The following is a 17,283-nucleotide window of genomic DNA, read 5'->3' on the forward strand; positions in this document are numbered from 1 at the left end:
ACAGCCTGTTCAGAAATCATCTGATCACCTCTCAAAGTCCCTCTCCCTCTCTGGGATCCAGATTTAGGGTGAGGGCAATGTATTAAGCGACTGGTGAACAAGCTGTACAGCCTTTGCTGACGCACCCAACCCGTTATTAATAGCTGTCAATTATCCCGTGTTCAAATCGTGAAAATACCTTTGGGATTGACAGATAATAATGGTCGTCTTTGCAATCCTTCTTGGTGTATAATATCATTAGCCGCCAATAAGCCACTACTAACCGCCCTTTCCATTAAACCACAGGGAAAAGGCATTTTTACCCAATCTCCCGCAAATTGGAGATTAGGGACACCAGAATCAGTGCAAGGGCGATCGCTATAACTACCCGGTGGATAGCCAGAAAAGTTCTTTTGATTGACTAATTCTCGATGTAATAGAGTGGCGTTTTGCAGTTCAGGGACGATTTCATATAGTTCTTTTTCAAAGGTGGTTAGCAACGCTGATTGAGTAGGGAAATCCGCTTCTTTATAACAGTATGCGTGCAGTTCTACCACACTTCCTCCCGTTTGTTGATGCCATTGTTGATAAGTTTCTTGAATGCGATGATATAGGGTGATACTATCGGTTAATTTATAACCCGATACCGAGGTAAAATCGCTATGTTCCCAGGGGAAATCTCGGTCAAACCAGAATCGACACACCGCAAAAGGGTCAGCGATCGCCAATTTTTCGATTTGTTGTTGAACCTTCCGGTTAACATCCCCTATAGACAGGGAAAATAAAGATTTAACCCCCGGAACATCAGTAGCAAATATGTAATAGTCTGCTGCTAAACTAATCGTCGATTGTGTAACATATGTAACGGAAAGTTGAGAAGCCGCCATTTTAGAGTAGTGCGAGCTTACCTCCTGTTTTAGCTCCCTATTATCCCCCCTACCTTTGGGGGGTTTGTTGGTTTGAGCAATTAACTGTAGGCGAGTAGTGTCATATTTGAGAACCTTAAATCGGGGTAAATCCTGTTGAGTCGGACCCGAAATCACCCGACCTTGTTGATCATAAATAGCGCCATGACAGGGACAGTAAAAACGTCCATCAGACTCCTGATTAACAGTACAACCTTGGTGAGTACAGGTGAGGGAAATCGCTTCCGTTTTATCGGGGTTAACAGCATAAACTTCATCCGCAGCGCCAAAATATTCCCCAGTGTTTCCTAAACTGACATGACGATTTACCCAAAAAGGTGCTGACCCATGACGGTCTCCGGTGGTGTAGGTGAGGGAGTCAATTTTTCCATCTCGCCATTTCACCTCAGAAACTACCCCTCCGGTGATAATTTTACCCCCTTTGGCAATAATTGCATCGGCTATGGGTTGGACGAGACTGCTACCCATATCTTCGCGGGTCCCGTTAAAGGCTAGTCCTTCTGGGTTCCCGAAAAAGTAGAAATGGAAAAACTGCATTAGTTCTCCGGCGCTAAGAGAATCCGGCGCATTTAGGCTAGACTTAGCGAAGGGGAGAAAGTACAGGTCGTAAAGACCTTGGGGAAATTCTCCCTTTACCCAGTCGCTGACGGAGATCTGATCGAGTCTTTCAAAGCTGTCGGGAATGGCGAAACCACCAATTTCTCGGAAAACTTCCCAGTGTTGGCGTTTGGTGAGGTTAATTCCCCACCGGAGTCGGTTGGGTGATGCGATCGCTAAATCTACTATATTCCAGGGAAAGGCTGAATGATTGGGGCGAAACACTTCCGGCTCATAAGTGTTATTTCTCAGAACTACCGAGTAGAATTTAAGAGATAAAAAATTATCTCTGATGTGGAGTTCCTCAATGATGCGGTTGAGGTTATAATACTGGGGGAAAAACCCGTGGAACCCATGTTCCATCATAAACGTCTGGTTTCCTACCTGAATCGGCCAACTGGCAATTTTGCCACCGAGTTGGGGCGCGCGTTCCAATAAGGTCACTGCAAACCCCCGTTGGCTGAGTTCGTAGGCACAGGCTAAACCTGCTAATCCGGCACCGACTACAACAACTTTTTTAGGGTTGTTTAAAGTATAGGGAAGGGCAATTGAGTCTTTTTGGGCGATCGTAGGTTGGGTTTTTTTGAATCGGGAATAGCCTAGGATTCCACCAGCTATACTGACTCCCAAAATCTTGATAGCTTGTCTGCGAGAAATAGATGGCAAATTTAGTAATTGATGAAATTCAGGCATTGGCAACTAATTAGTTGATTGAGATTAAGATTACCAGTCCCAGTGCTATAATCAGCAGTTGGGGTGGAGTTTAAACGGCTATTTGATAGATCATAACACGCAGTCTAAATTTTAGTCAGTCGGATTTCAAGATTTGCTGATTCTTGTTGTTTAAGTTAAGGGTGTCTCTACAAAAACCATCAAAAGCTATTACTGAAGGTTGATTGATTTCGACCGATAGGATTGTGCTTGATTAACAAAAAGTGAGTTTTTGTATGATAAATAACCCTCCGAAAACTGTGCTGGTTGCTCAAATCTCGAAGCCACAGCAAATGATTTGGAATTTAATCTTGTCTTCTCAAGGTCTATCAGTTTACAACTACCATAAATCATCACATTTAAAGTTCTTTTTGCAGAAAAAAGCTCGAGAAAACCAGCTACCAGATTTATGTATAGTTGATGTCATGTATTTTATCAGGCAAGAAGAAAGCCCCTATGAATTTTGTCGTTGGTGTGATTTAAACTATCCCGAAGTTGAAGTTATTTTAACTCATGAAACCGCCCCAAAAGTATCACAAGCAGAACGTCTTTGGGCTATCAAACAAGGGGCGCAGGATTTATTACCCGGATTTCCCGCCCTACACTTACGGGCAGAAATTATTTTAGGATTACAACGAGTTTTAGAAGTGCTGGATTTACTACCTATTGACCAAATAGAATTAGGTTATGTATTCACCAAAATCCAGAAAATCATGTTTAATTACCATCAGTTAGACAGATTAAATATGGGATAATTCATGATAATTGAAAATAGATGTCAACCCGTAGGGTGCGTCAGATAGGGATAATTATCATCAAGGGAGGAAATGGATTTCTGACGCACCATGGCGATCGCTGTGCTGCGTCAGGCCCAAATTTTCCGGTTAGGATTCATATAGTCGGCTTCTGACGCACCCTACGCAGCCCGCTGGCTATGGGACTTTGGGACATGGGTTGAAAAGCAATAAGGAATATAGACAAAATCTGTAACCAAGAATACAATGGAGGGTGAGACCCCCCATAATAATTGCAATGGAACGTAGAAATGGAACATAAATGATCCGAAACGCTCCAATATTCCCCTGTAATTTCTAACTGTGCCGACTAGATGCAATTAACCGGAGTATCGCGAATTGTGAATAACCAGCCCACACAATCTTTTTCATCCCAGGAGACGGCATCAGTTAGCAATGGCTATAATTGTGGCTATAATTCTATGTATAGTGCAGCAGTTCCAGGGAGATCAGGAGATATACTATTTAATCAACTGATGGCATCAATGCCGACAGCGATCGCTATGGTCGATCGCCAAATGCGCTATATTGCCATATCTCAGCAGTGGCAAGACGAGTATAATCGTCAGGTGGCGGATAATTTATTGGGTGTATGCCATTACCAGCTATTTCCGAACTTACCAGATTGTTGGCATGAAAACGCCGGGGCATCTTTAGCAGGAACCTTAGACAGTTGGGAATTAGAAACCTGTCTGAGCCTGAGTGATGGTAGCATAGAATGGGTGAAATGGGTTGTCAGGCCTTGGAAAACGGAAACCGGGGCGATCGCTGGTTTAATCCTGTCCTTAGAAGCCATTACCGCATCGAAACAGTTAAAGGATACCCTACAACTGACCCAATTGGCGATGGATAGGGCGGCGGATGCGGTATTGTGGATTACCCTTGATGGTAGGTTATGCTATGTTAATGACACTGCCTGTAGGTTATTAGGCTATTCCCGGGGGGAATTACTAAAACTGAAAATCTACGATATTGATCCTGACCTATCCCCAACTATCTGGTCTGTCCAGTGCGAGGATATTCGCCATAAAGGTTCGCTGACTTTTGAATCACGCCATAGTTGTCGCCATGGCGTAATTTGTCCCGTGGAAGTCAATGTTAACTATTTAGAGGTTAAACCCTCAGATATTGATATTAAGGTTAATACTGCCATACAAACAGGCGATCGCCATTCTCCCACCTTACCGTTAATCTGTTGGTTTGCCAGAGATATCTCCGAACGTCAAGTGGCTTCCTCAGTCATTACCGAGTCGCGCGACCAACTCGAAGCTGTTTTAAATGCGGTACCAGGGTTAGTGTCTTGGGTAGGTTCAGACCTGAGATATTTAGGGGTTAATCAACACCTAGCTAATGCTTATGGTGTACCGACCCATCAATTCATCGGTAAAGAGGTAGGTTTTCTGCAAACCAGCCCAGAATTTAATGAATTTGTCTATGCTTTTTTTGATAGGAATAACTGGACAAGTTCTCGGGAAATTACTGCTAATGTTAAGGGTGAACCACGCACCTATTTAATTGTAGCTCAAAAATATCATCGGGGCGCGGCGGCGGTATTTGTCGGGTTAGATATTACCGAACGCCGTAATATGGAAATGGCGCTGCGACTAAGTGAGGAACAGGAAACTCGCCGCCGCAACGAGTTAGAAGCGGCTTTAGTACAGTTAAAACGCGCCCAAACCCAATTAGTGCAAACTGAAAAGATGTCTTCTCTGGGACAATTAGTAGCAGGAATTGCTCACGAAATTAATAATCCGGTTAATTTCATTTTTGGTAATCTGGGTCATGGATATAAGTATATTGAGGATCTACTGAGATTGGTAGATTTATATAACGAGTATTATCCAGAAACCCCGGAGGAAATTGAGGAAGAAATGGAGGAAATAGGTCTTGATTTTATCAAGATAGATTTACCCAAAATGTTTGAATCTATGCAGGTGGGGGCGGAACGCATTAGGGACGTGGTGCGATCGCTGCGTGTATTTACCCGTCTAGATGAATCCCAAATGAAGGAGGCGAATATTCATGAAGGCTTGGATAGTACCTTGCTGATTTTGCAAAATCGCCTACAGGCTAAGGGAGGGCGAGGGAGTATTAAATTAGTCAAAGACTATGGATATTTACCGTTAATCGAGTGTTATCCCGGACAATTAAATCAGGTATTTATGAATCTAATCACCTACCATATAGATCGGCTAGAAATGGCGATGGTAGGAGGCGATCGCATGGTTGATCCTACCCTGTCAGTCAGCACTACCATAGTGGAGGAGAAAGACAGAAAAAGGGTAATGATTTCCATAGCTGATAATGGTCCAAGTTTAAGCCCAGATGAATTTCAGCAGGTATTTGAACCATTATTAGCCGCGCCTACTTTTGGTCAAACAACCGCCCTAGGATTGTCTATAGCCCATCACCTAGTAGTTGAAAAGCATGGTGGTGAACTGGCTTGTGTTTCCCAACCCCAAGGCGGCTTGGAGTTCAGAATATATATACCGCTGAAGTCTAACTAGAGAACTTGGTGGGTGTAGGCGTGTTGTTTAACGTTATCTTCCGCGCTAACAATTCGTTCAGAATTAAGTAGGCGTTTGCGTTCGGTGGAAAAGTTCAATTTCTCGAAGGTAGTCCCGACTGAAATATGAGACTTAGCCACCTCACGGCGTTTGTAGGTACGCGCGGCGGCGATGGTACGTTCTCTAAAGTCGTCACAGAGTTGAGTTTCTGGGCTGAAGGCTTCAGGAAGTGTGACAGACTCATCGGTGAGTAAAGTTCCCAGGGTGACAGCAGAGGCGATTTGATAGGAGGTAGGAATACCCTTGATAATCGCTTCTAAGGCGGCTGAGGGGATGGGTTCGGCGATCGTAACCGGTTGGACTTCCCCATCTTCTTTAATAAAGCAGTGGGCTAAACCAATAACAATGTAATCATCACCTGTCAAATCAGGAGCATCGGAAAGTGTAGTTGCAGAAGTCATAGTTATTTGGCGATAAATTTAGCAACAGCTATAGAATATTTTGCCACACAAGTGGCAACGGACAATTGAGGTGAGCTATTGCCTCATGCTATCAGCGATTTGGTGATAACCGTCAGCGATCGCCAACTTGGCGCGTAATAAGCCAATACTAGCCCCAGGACAAATCCATTGTAACGTTTCCGGTGTAAATCTATCCAATAGGACCTGCACACTGCGAACTTGTCTCGACCAGTGAAAAGTTTTAGCAGTTCGTAGGGGGACTGGCTTACCCTTAGCATCAGGTAACAAATGGCGACCGGAAAACAAGATCCCGCCATACTGGGAAGTATAAACACAGGAGGAACCGGGAGAATGTCCAGGAGTCCAAATCACCATAATCTCTGGAGTTAGGGAAAATTCCCTTTCAAAAGATATGACCTCAGCTTCTGGTAACAGATAGGCTTCCTGTTCCTGACACAAAATTTGACAGTCAGTAGCTTTCTGAATTTCCCTAGCTTTACCCATACCGCCGCGATGGGTGATCACTAACCACTTTAGCCCCCCCTGTTGCTGGATAAACTCTTGTTCAGTTTCTGTCCAAGGCGGAGAATCGATCAAGATATTACCTGAGTTTTCTACAATGAAGTAAGCTGTCCCACCCAGAGTATCTCGGTTTGGTGAAAATCCATAAATTGTTTCAAAAATAGGTTTCGGTGGTTTGGTTGTAGACTGCTGCTGGGCCATTACGCTGTTTCCACTGGTGTTCCTATGGGCCATTTTTGAATCTCAACGAGTTATCGGTAAACTATACCAGATCCTTTTTTGTGGTTTCCCTGATTCCCGGTTACGGTGTTCCCTGCGATCAAAATATCATTATGCTTTTATTGCTACTAATTCTAGGACTTGTCACTTATTTGGTTTTGCGTCAAAGTGTCACCCGCATTACCAGGACTCCCGTGTGGATCTTGTGGTTGGTGATGATGGCACCTGCTTTCATCTGGACTGGCTGGGTGATAATTTATGGCAAACAGACCCCGATTCCGGCTTTACTGGTGATTATTCCATTTATTGTCTGTCCTTGTCTATATTGGGTTTTGGTGCATATTGGCCGCCAGTATCCTACCCCAGAAGATGCCGGAAGTGAAACAGATTCTTCTGTCTCAGAAACTACCAAAACTCCAGAACCTGTGTCACCTATCAGCCAGAGTGAGGAGACTAAATTAAGGGCTTGTTTCCCTTGGTCGGTGTTTCCGTTGCATGATGTGGAATATCGACCCCAGGCGGTGATTTGTCGGGGTCAATTGCGATCGCAACCTGATATAGCTTATCAAACCGTAAGAGAGAAAATTGAGGCAAATTTTGGCGATCGCTTTTTGGTAATATTCCAACGAGACTTATCTGATAAACCCCTATTCGCCCTTGTCCCTAATCCCCAACGTCACCCCGACGCTCCTCCCAAATCTGATCAAGACCTGCTGAGTCAGCCTCTGTTAGCCTTGGCGCTAATGGTGATTACCCTGTTTACAACTACTGTCGCGGGAAGCACAATTATGGGAATATCAAATCAGGATTGGCAGGATGATCCTTCCCTATTGTTGACGGGGTTTCCCTATGCTGTCGCTTTAATGGCGATTTTGGGGGTTCATGAGTTATGCCACTACTTGACCGCTAGACACCATCAGATTCAGGTAACCCCTCCCTATTTTATTCCAGTTCCCTTTTTTCTGGGAACTTTTGGCGCTTTTATTCAAACGCGATCGCCATATCCCCACCGCCGCGCTTTATTTGATGTCAGTGTGGCTGGTCCCTGGGCTGGTTTACTGGTGACCATTCCTTTATTATTCTGGGGATTTGCTCATTCGGAAGTCGTCGATATTGTGCCTGATCAGTCGGGAATTTTGACCTTTAATGCCCTCAATCCTAGGTTTTCGATGTTTTTGGCTATCTTGGCAAAACTGGCTTTAGGAGATGCTTTAAGCCGGGATATGGCTATCAGTTTGCACCCGGTGGCGATCGCTGGATATATAGGCTTGGTAGTTTCCGCTTTTAATTTACTCCCTATTGGTCAATTAGATGGAGGCCACATGGTTCATGCTATGTTTGGTCAGCGCCTCAGTCTAATTATTGGTCAAATTACCCGCTTTTTGATGTTATTCGTGGCTTTAATTCAGTCGGAATTTATGATTTTAGCCATCCTGCTATTCTTTTTACCCCTTAATGATGAACCAGCCCTTAATGATGTTAGTGAAGTTGATGATGTCCGAGATATCATCGGATTGATGACTTTAGGCGTTTTACTAACAATTATTTTACCTATGCCTCGCCTATTGGCTCAACTTTTGAATTAACCACCATTCACCACAATTCCTAAAGTTACACCCCATTAAGACAGGTCGAGGGGCCTGGTCATACTGTTCACTATTTGGCTCACCCGATCGCATTACCTAAAATGGTGAGGGCAGATGTCAAGTTTTGTCTGATCATCAAGATGGATGGAAAAAATTAAGAAAACTGACAGCAGGCAGATATGTCATCCGAACAATTCCCGGTGTTCGATGATGCCTAATTTACGGTTGGTGTGATTTGAGAAAGTGGGTAATAAACCCACAATAGTTGCTATACTAAGATGGTTGCTTGGAGTGAAAAAAGATGTTAAAACTAAGTCAATGGAAAGGTTTGCTGGTGGTAGCTACTTGTGCGATCGCTTCTCCGGTATGGTTTGCTAGTCAAGGTATAGCCCAGTCTGGGTCAGTAGTTTATCAAAATATTTCTGAACAATACATGGCTATGAATCACCCCATTGCAGATAGTAGCTGGAAACTCTCATTTTGGAGTCAAGCTGATAGGTTAGTTGATGTGGTTGCTGGTAGTGAAATCACCCTAGCTTTTGACCAAAATGGAATTAGTGGTTCGGCGGGATGTAATCGTTTAATGGCAGGCCATAAAGTCCATGATAATCGCCTAGAAATAAGTGCCGTAGGTAGCACGAGAATGGCTTGCGAAGAAGCCTTAATGAGCCAAGAGTTCCAATTTGTTAAAGCCTTAGAAGGTGTGCAAGAATTTCGGGTCAATGGTGATAATTTAATCATGAATTACCAAAATGATTCGGGGTCGGGTTTTATGGTGTTTAGCAAGTATGATGAACCTAGTGTTAACTCCATGTTAAATAAGCCGTGGCGGTTGTTGTTTTGGACAAAATCTGACTCCATGATTGATTTAGTCGCTGATAGCAAAGTCACCCTAGAGTTTGCCGAAAATAGCATTTCTGGAACTGGTGGCTGTAATCGTTTAATCGGTGGTTATGAGGTCAAAGAACAGCAACTAGAAATTAACACCTTAGCCTCAACTTCCATGGCTTGTGAACCAGAGTTAATGACTCAGGAATCAGAGTTTATTCAGGCTTTAGAAGGCGTGCAAGAGTTTCGGGTAAATGGTAATAATTTGGTGATGACCTTCCAAAACGCATCAGGTTCAGGTATCATGGTATTTGAGCATGATAATTGAGTAAGGATAATTGATAATTAGGCGGTTAATTTGACATCAACCGCCACCAAGAAACCTGGTTGATCTGTTAGCAATTATTTGCCACGGTCAAGTTCTTGGCTGAGTAGGGTCTAAAAATTGGGGACGGGTTGATAAACCCTGTCCCTAGCCCCTAGTCCCCGTTTCAGCAAAATTACGGCTATCCTTACTGCATTATTGCTAGAGTAGCGATAGAGTAGGGATAGGCAAAATACACAAAAGTTTACAAATCTTGGTGGTGTGATGTTCCTCCTGCACGGATCAAAAGCACACCCCAGGGTTAGCTAAGTACAATAGCTGGACGGGAAAAGCACAAATGTTTGAATATTTTTCAGATCAAGCGATCAAGGCCGTGATGCTGTCTCAGGAAGAGGCGCGACGTTTGGGACATAACTTCGTCGGTACTGAACAACTGCTACTGGGTATTATTGGAGAAGGAACCAGTATCGCCGCCAAGGTACTCTCAGACCAAAACCTAAACTTGGATAATACCCGCCGTGAGATAGAATCTATTATTGGGCGCGGTTCTGGTTTTATGCCACCAGAAATTCCGTTTACGCCTCGCGCCAAGAGGGTCTTTGAGTCGGCGATGAAAGAGGCTAGGCAGTTAGGCAATAATTATATTGCGCCAGAACATATATTGCTAGGCCTGTTGCAAGATGAAGAAGGCGTAGCAGCCAAGGTTCTGGAAAACTTCGGTATTGAGCGCCGACAATTGCGGACAGAATTGATTAAAAATTTAGGGGAGGAAGTCCCCGCCTCAGCCGGGGGAAACTCCCGCAGTCAGAGTCGTAAAACGGCGACCCTTGATGAGTTTTCTACTAACTTGACTCAGTTGGCAGCTCAAGGAAAGCTAGATCCTATTGTAGGACGCGATCGCGAAATAGAACGGGTGATTCAAATACTCGGTCGCCGTACCAAAAACAACCCGGTGCTAATTGGTGAACCGGGGGTTGGTAAAACAGCGATCGCAGAAGGACTCGCTCAACGTATTATTAATGGAAATGTGCCGGAACTTCTGGAAAATCGCCAAGTGGTGAGCCTGGAAATGGGAACTCTGGTGGCGGGAACCCGTTTCCGGGGAGAGTTTGAAGAACGACTCAAAAAAATTGTTCAGGAAATTAAGGCTAATGGCAATATTATCCTATTAATTGACGAAATCCATACCCTGGTGGGAGCGGGAGCCATTGAGGGAACTATGGATGCGGCTAATATGCTCAAACCGGCTTTAGCAAGGGGAGAATTGCAGTGTATCGGCGCAACGACTCTGGATGAATACCGGAAGTATATTGAGCGTGATGCCGCCTTAGAACGCCGATTTCAGCCGGTAATGGTGGGAGAACCTAGCGTTGAGGAAACTATCGAGATTCTATTTGGGTTGCGATCGGCTTATGAACAACACCACCGCTTGACTATTTCTGATGAGGCGGTTTTGGCGGCGGCGAAACTATCTCACCGCTATATTAGCGATCGCTTTCTTCCTGATAAGGCGATCGATTTAATTGATGAAGCTGGCTCGCGGGTGAGGGTGATGCACTCTAAGTTACCCCCAGAAGTGCGAGATCTGAAAGTGGAACTGTCCGACATTGTTAAACAAAAAGATGTCGCTGTTCAAGTTCAGGATTTCGATAAGGCTGGAGAATTGCGCGATCGTGAATTGAAATGCAAAGACCAAATTGAAGCCGCTTCCCAAGTGGAAACCAGCATCAAAACTAACTTAATTGTTACCGAAGAAGATATCGCCGATGTCCTCTCAGCCTGGACAGGAATTCCCGTCACTAAAATGACTGAATCTGAGTCCTATAAACTGATGCACATGGAAGATACCCTACATCAGCGCCTGATAGGTCAACATGAGGCTGTGAGCGCCGTTTCCCGCGCTATTCGTCGCGCCAGGGTGGGACTGAAAAACCCCAACCGACCGATCGCCAGCTTTATCTTTTCCGGTCCGACCGGGGTGGGAAAAACCGAACTAACCAAGGCTTTGGCTTATTACTTCTTTGGTTCCATGGAAGCGATGATCCGTTTGGATATGTCCGAGTTTATGGAACGCCACACGGTTTCTAAGTTGATTGGTTCCCCTCCCGGTTTTGTCGGCTATGATGAGGGTGGACAACTGACGGAGGCGGTGCGTCGTCGTCCCTATACGGTGATTCTGTTTGACGAAATCGAAAAGGCTCACCCCGATGTCTTTAATATGCTATTGCAGATTTTGGAGGATGGACGGTTGACTGATGCTAAAGGTCGCACGGTCAGTTTCAAAAATACTCTGATTATCATGACTTCCAATATCGGCTCGAAGGTGATAGAAAAGGGTGGCGGCGGTCTGGGTTTTGAGTTTGAGCAATCACAGGAAGAGGCTCAATATACTCGGATTCGCAATTTGGTTAATGAGGAGTTGAAACAGTATTTCCGACCGGAGTTTATTAACCGTCTCGATGAGATTATTGTTTTCCGTAAGTTGACCAAAGATGAGGTTAAACAGATTGCTGATATCCTGTTGGAGGAAGTGTTTGCTCGCTTGCGGGATAAGGAGATTGTCCTGGAAGTTAGCGATCGCTTTAAAGATCATATTGTTGAGGTGGGATATGATCCTAATTATGGCGCTCGTCCCCTCCGTCGTGCGATTATGAATCTGTTAGAAGATGTCCTGGCGGAAACCATGCTATCGGGTGCGCTTAAACCGGGTGATCAGGCTTTGGTAGACTTGGATGATGATGGACAGGTAAAAGTTCTCACTGGTGAAGAACGTCTGCGTCGGCTTCCTGAATATGCCACTACTAACGGCTAAGTAGTTTATATTTGGAGACAAGGAATTATCCCTTGTCTCTAATTTAGCCATGGATTTTACCTGATTTCAATAATGCGATCGTCATCAGATTTACAAATGCGATCGCATTTCTACACAATCTTACAGTTGCTTCCTCCGACTTCCCTATATCCCTTCTTATCTGGGTTTATCTGGGTGTTTCCCATTCTTTCCCTAGACAATTTTACCGATTCACCGTCGCCTAATACTCATCGGTACAGTCCAAGACCTCAACCCCTATAATCTAATTAGGGCAGACATCATCATAGTGATACTAGCATATCAACCTCCAAATAGTCAACATATTAATCCTAAATTTCCACATCTGATTTTAGCCAACCCACTCAAAGGAGGCGACATGGTAACCGAGATTAAAACCACTCCCCAAACCCCAATTATCTACCCCGAAAGCGACGGTCAACCTATGGCAGAAAACACCGAACAATTCCGCTGGATTGTCACCATTCAAGGAGGGATTGATGCCCTCTTTAAAGATGACCCTAACGTATTTGTAGCCGGAGATTTACTCTGGTATCCCGTAGAAGGCAACAATAAACTGCGAGTAGCTCCAGATGTGATGGTAGCCATAGGACGACCCAAAGTTAAACGGGGGTCTTATTTGCAATGGGAAGAAGATGATATCGCCCCCCAAGTAGTTTTTGAGGTATTATCTCCCGGTAATACCTTAACCGAAATGGCGAAAAAGCTGGACTTTTATCAGCGTTATGGAGTGGAAGAATACTATATATATGACCCCGATAAAATCGATGTCTGTGGTTGGATTCGCACAGAGAATCAACTGACATTAATTGACACCATAAAAGGCTGGATTTCTCCCCGGCTAGGGGTGAGATTTGAAATGTCGGAGTCGGGGTTAGAATTGTATCGTCCCGATGGTCGTAAATTCTCGACTTATATCGAATTGGACAACCAACGCCAACAAGCCGAAGAACGCGCTAACCGCCTGGCTGAAAGACTGCGAGAATTAGGCATTGACCCTGATGCTATGTAATCCCCTTTGACGACGAATACACCCATAAAGCACCCCAAGGAGGCCACATGGTAACCGAGATTAAAACCACTCCCAAAACCCCAATTATCTACCCCGAAAGCGACGGTCAACCTATGGCAGAAAATACCGAACAATTCCGCTGGATTGTCACCATTCAAGGAGGGATTGATGCCCTCTTTAAAGATGACCCTAACGTATTTGTAGCCGGAGATTTACTCTGGTATCCCGTAGAAGGCAACAATAAACTGCGAGTAGCTCCAGATGTGATGGTAGCCATAGGACGACCCAAAGTTAAACGGGGGTCTTATTTACAATGGGAAGAAGATGATATCGCCCCCCAAGTAGTTTTTGAGGTATTATCTCCCGGTAATACCTTAACGGAAATGGCGAAAAAGCTGGACTTTTATCAGCGTTATGGAGTGGAAGAATACTATATATATGACCCTGATAAAATCGATGTCTGTGGCTGGATTCGCACAGAGAATCAACTGACCTTAATTGACACCATAAAAGGCTGGATTTCTCCCCGGTTAGGGGTGAGATTTGAAATGTCGGAGTCGGGGTTAGAATTGTATCGTCCCGATGGTCGTAAATTCTCGACTTATATTGAGTTAGAGAGCGATCGCCAAAAAGCAGAAGAACGCGCCCAACAAGCGGAAGAACGCGCCCAACAGGAAGCAGAACGCGCTAACCGCCTGGCGGAAAGACTGCGGGAATTAGGTATTGACCCTGATACTATGTAAGGGAAAAAGTTGAACCACTTTATGCACAGAACTCACCCCAAGGAGGCAACATGGTAACCGAGATTAAAACCACTGCCCAAACCCCAATTATCTACCCCGAAAGCGACGGTCAACCTATGGCAGAAAATACCGAACAATTCCGCTGGATTGTCACCATTCAAGGAGGGATTGATGCCCTCTTTAAAGATGACCCTAACGTATTTGTAGCCGGAGATTTACTCTGGTATCCCGTAGAAGGCAACAATAAACTGCGAGTAGCTCCAGATGTGATGGTAGCCATAGGACGACCCAAAGTTAAACGGGGGTCTTATTTACAATGGGAAGAAGATGATATCGCCCCCCAAGTAGTTTTTGAGGTATTATCTCCCGGTAATACCTTAACCGAAATGGCGAAAAAGCTGGACTTTTATCAGCGTTATGGAGTGGAAGAATACTATATATATGACCCCGATAAAATCGATGTCTGTGGTTGGATTCGCACAGAGAATCAACTGACATTAATTGACACCATAAAAGGCTGGATTTCTCCCCGGCTAGGGGTGAAATTTGAAATCTCGGAGTCGGGGTTAGAATTGTATCGTCCCGATGGTCGTAAATTCTCGACTTATATTGAGTTAGAGAGCGATCGCCAAAAAGCAGAAGAACGCGCCCAACAGGAAACAGAACGCGCCCAACAGCAGGCAGAACGCGCCCAACAAGCCGAAGAACGCGCCCAACAGGAAGCAGAACGCGCCCAACAGGAAGCAGAACGCGCTAACCGCCTGGCGGAAAGACTGCGGGAATTAGGTATTGACCCTGATACTATGTAAGGGAAAAAGTTGAACCACTTTATGCACAGAACTCACCCCAAGGAGGCAACATGGTAACAGAGATTAAAACCACTGCCCAAACCCCAATTATCTACCCCGAAAACGACGGTCAACCTATGGCAGAAAACACCGAACAATTCCGCTGGATTGTCACCATTCAAGGAGGGATTGATGCCCTCTTTAAAGATGACCCTAACGTATTTGTAGCCGGAGATTTACTCTGGTATCCCGTAGAAGGCAACAATAAACTGCGAGTAGCTCCAGATGTGATGGTAGCCATAGGACGACCCAAAGTTAAACGGGGGTCTTATTTGCAATGGGAAGAAGATGATATCGCCCCCCAAGTAGTTTTTGAGGTATTATCTCCCGGTAATACCTTAACCGAAATGGCGAAAAAGCTGGACTTTTATCAGCGTTATGGAGTGGAAGAATACTATATATATGACCCTGATAAAATCGATATCTGTGGTTGGATTCGCACAGAGAATCAACTGACATTAATTGACACCATAAAAGGCTGGATTTCTCCCCGGTTAGGGGTGAGATTTGAAATGTCGGAGTCGGGGTTAGAATTGTATCGTCCCGATGGTCGTAAATTCTCGACTTATATTGAGTTAGAGAGCGATCGCCAACAAGCCGAAGAACGCGCCCAACAGGAAACAGAACGCGCCCAACAGCAGGCAGAACGCGCCCAACAAGCCGAAGAACGCGCCCAACAGGAAGCAGAACGCGCCCAACAGGAAGCAGAACGCGCTAACCGCCTGGCGGAAAGACTGCGGGAATTAGGTATTGACCCTGATACTATGTAAGGGAAAAAGTTGAACCACTTTATGCACAGAACTCACCCCAAGGAGGCAACATGGTAACAGAGATTAAAACCACTGCCCAAACCCCAATTATCTACCCCGAAAACGACGGTCAACCTATGGCAGAAAACACCGAACAATTCCGCTGGATTGTCACCATTCAAGGAGGGATTGATGCCCTCTTTAAAGATGACCCTAACGTATTTGTAGCCGGAGATTTACTCTGGTATCCCGTAGAAGGCAACAATAAACTGCGAGTAGCTCCAGATGTGATGGTAGCCATAGGACGACCCAAAGTTAAACGGGGGTCTTATTTGCAATGGGAAGAAGATGATATCGCCCCCCAAGTAGTTTTTGAGGTATTATCTCCCGGTAATACCTTAACCGAAATGGCGAAAAAGCTGGACTTTTATCAGCGTTATGGAGTGGAAGAATACTATATATATGACCCTGATAAAATCGATATCTGTGGTTGGATTCGCACAGAGAATCAACTGACATTAATTGACACCATAAAAGGCTGGATTTCTCCCCGGTTAGGGGTGAGATTTGAAATGTCGGAGTCGGGGTTAGAATTGTATCGTCCCGATGGTCGTAAATTCTCGACTTATATTGAGTTAGAGAGCGATCGCCAACAAGCCGAAGAACGCGCCCAACAGGAAACAGAACGCGCCCAACAGCAGGCAGAACGCGCCCAACAAGCCGAAGAACGCGCCCAACAGGAAGCAGAACGCGCCCAACAGGAAGCAGAACGCGCTAACCGCCTGGCGGAAAGACTGCGGGAATTAGGTATTGACCCTGATACTATGTAAGGGAAAAAGTTGAACCACTTTATGCACAGAACTCACCCCAAGGAGGCAACATGGTAACAGAGATTAAAACCACTGCCCAAACCCCAATTATCTACCCCGAAAACGACGGTCAACCTATGGCAGAAAATACCGAACAATTCCGCTGGATTGTCATGTCACCATTCAAGGAGGGATTGATGCCCTCTTTAAAGATGACCCTAACGTATTTGTAGCCGGAGATTTACTCTGGTATCCCGTAGAAGGCAACAATAAACTGCGAGTAGCTCCAGATGTGATGGTAGCCATAGGACGACCCAAAGTTAAACGGGGGTCTTATTTGCAATGGGAAGAAGATGATATCGCCCCCCAAGTAGTTTTTGAGGTATTATCTCCCGGTAATACCTTAACCGAAATGGCGAAAAAGCTGGACTTTTATCAGCGTTATGGAGTGGAAGAATACTATATATATGACCCTGATAAAATCGATATCTGTGGTTGGATTCGCACAGAGAATCAACTGACATTAATTGACACCATAAAAGGCTGGATTTCTCCCCGGTTAGGGGTGAGATTTGAAATGTCGGAGTCGGGGTTAGAATTGTATCGTCCCGATGGTCGTAAATTCTCGACTTATATTGAGTTAGAGAGCGATCGCCAACAAGCCGAAGAACGCGCCCAACAGGAAACAGAACGCGCCCAACAGCAGGCAGAACGCGCCCAACAAGCGGAAGAACGCGCCCAACAGGAAGCAGAACGCGCTAACCGCCTGGCGGAAAGACTGCGGGAATTAGGTATTGACCCTGATACTATGTAAGGGAAAAAGTTGAACCACTTTAT

The 17,283-nt window shown here is 45.0% G+C and carries 13 protein-coding genes and 1 pseudogene; 11 read left to right on the plus strand and 3 right to left on the minus strand.

Annotated features, from left to right (window positions below; all coding sequences use genetic code 11):
• Positions 1–161: 161 nt before the first annotated feature.
• Complete coding sequence (locus tag XZ46_RS06780; RefSeq protein WP_006620862.1) at positions 162–2,195, minus strand: FAD-dependent oxidoreductase; 2,034 nt, start codon at positions 2,193–2,195, stop codon at positions 162–164.
• Positions 2,196–2,449: 254 nt separating this feature from the next.
• Here XZ46_RS06780 and XZ46_RS06785 point away from each other — a divergent pair, with 254 nt between their 5' ends.
• Complete coding sequence (locus tag XZ46_RS06785; protein WP_006668087.1) at positions 2,450–2,968, plus strand: response regulator; 519 nt, start codon at positions 2,450–2,452, stop codon at positions 2,966–2,968.
• Positions 2,969–3,321: 353 nt separating this feature from the next.
• The gene (locus XZ46_RS06790) at positions 3,322–5,514 is read left to right on the plus strand and encodes a PAS domain-containing protein (protein WP_048894974.1); all 2,193 of its coding nucleotides are present in this window, start codon (positions 3,322–3,324) and stop codon (positions 5,512–5,514) included.
• Here XZ46_RS06790 and XZ46_RS06795 read toward each other — a convergent pair.
• Both XZ46_RS06795 and XZ46_RS06800 read right to left on the minus strand, forming a co-directional pair.
• Positions 5,511–5,975: a hypothetical protein gene (locus XZ46_RS06795; RefSeq protein WP_006620858.1), complete on the minus strand. Its 465-nt coding sequence runs from the start codon at positions 5,973–5,975 to the stop codon at positions 5,511–5,513. The two genes, XZ46_RS06790 and XZ46_RS06795, sit on opposite strands and share 4 nt — an antisense overlap.
• Positions 5,976–6,050: 75 nt before the next feature.
• Positions 6,051–6,698, minus strand: a complete 648-nt coding sequence (locus XZ46_RS06800; RefSeq protein WP_006620857.1) for an MBL fold metallo-hydrolase — start codon at positions 6,696–6,698, stop codon at positions 6,051–6,053.
• Between the two features lie 80 nt (positions 6,699–6,778).
• Between XZ46_RS06800 and XZ46_RS06805 the strand changes: the two genes are divergently transcribed.
• From XZ46_RS06805 to XZ46_RS06845, 9 genes and pseudogenes are all read left to right on the plus strand, one after another.
• The gene (locus tag XZ46_RS06805) at positions 6,779–8,302 is read left to right on the plus strand and encodes a site-2 protease family protein (RefSeq protein WP_006620856.1); all 1,524 of its coding nucleotides are present in this window, start codon (positions 6,779–6,781) and stop codon (positions 8,300–8,302) included.
• Between the two features lie 301 nt (positions 8,303–8,603).
• Entirely contained in the window at positions 8,604–9,458 is an 855-nt protein-coding gene (locus XZ46_RS06810; protein ID WP_006620855.1) for an META domain-containing protein, read from the plus strand.
• Between the two features lie 334 nt (positions 9,459–9,792).
• Positions 9,793–12,267 carry an ATP-dependent Clp protease ATP-binding subunit gene (locus XZ46_RS06815; protein WP_048894975.1) on the plus strand — a complete coding sequence of 825 codons (2,475 nt, stop codon included), beginning with the start codon at positions 9,793–9,795 and terminating at the stop codon, positions 12,265–12,267.
• Positions 12,268–12,643: 376 nt separating this feature from the next.
• Positions 12,644–13,297, plus strand: coding sequence for a Uma2 family endonuclease (locus XZ46_RS06820; RefSeq protein WP_048895381.1), 654 nt, complete (start codon positions 12,644–12,646; stop codon positions 13,295–13,297).
• Positions 13,298–13,344: 47 nt separating this feature from the next.
• Positions 13,345–14,040, plus strand: a complete 696-nt coding sequence (locus XZ46_RS06825; protein ID WP_048894976.1) for a Uma2 family endonuclease — start codon at positions 13,345–13,347, stop codon at positions 14,038–14,040.
• A 50-nt stretch (positions 14,041–14,090) separates the two neighbouring features.
• Positions 14,091–14,849, plus strand: coding sequence for a Uma2 family endonuclease (locus XZ46_RS06830; RefSeq protein ID WP_048894977.1), 759 nt, complete (start codon positions 14,091–14,093; stop codon positions 14,847–14,849).
• 50 nt (positions 14,850–14,899) lie between these two features.
• Positions 14,900–15,658 (plus strand): Uma2 family endonuclease, encoded by a 759-nt coding sequence (locus XZ46_RS06835; protein WP_048894978.1) that lies wholly within the window; start codon positions 14,900–14,902, stop codon positions 15,656–15,658.
• Between the two features lie 50 nt (positions 15,659–15,708).
• Complete coding sequence (locus XZ46_RS06840; protein WP_048894978.1) at positions 15,709–16,467, plus strand: Uma2 family endonuclease; 759 nt, start codon at positions 15,709–15,711, stop codon at positions 16,465–16,467.
• A 50-nt stretch (positions 16,468–16,517) separates the two neighbouring features.
• Positions 16,518–17,260, plus strand: a pseudogene (locus tag XZ46_RS06845) (Uma2 family endonuclease).
• The last annotated feature ends 23 nt before the right edge of the window (positions 17,261–17,283 follow it).

It is taken from the genome of Limnospira indica PCC 8005, assembly GCF_000973065.1.
Lineage (GTDB): Bacteria > Cyanobacteriota > Cyanobacteriia > Cyanobacteriales > Microcoleaceae > Limnospira > Limnospira fusiformis.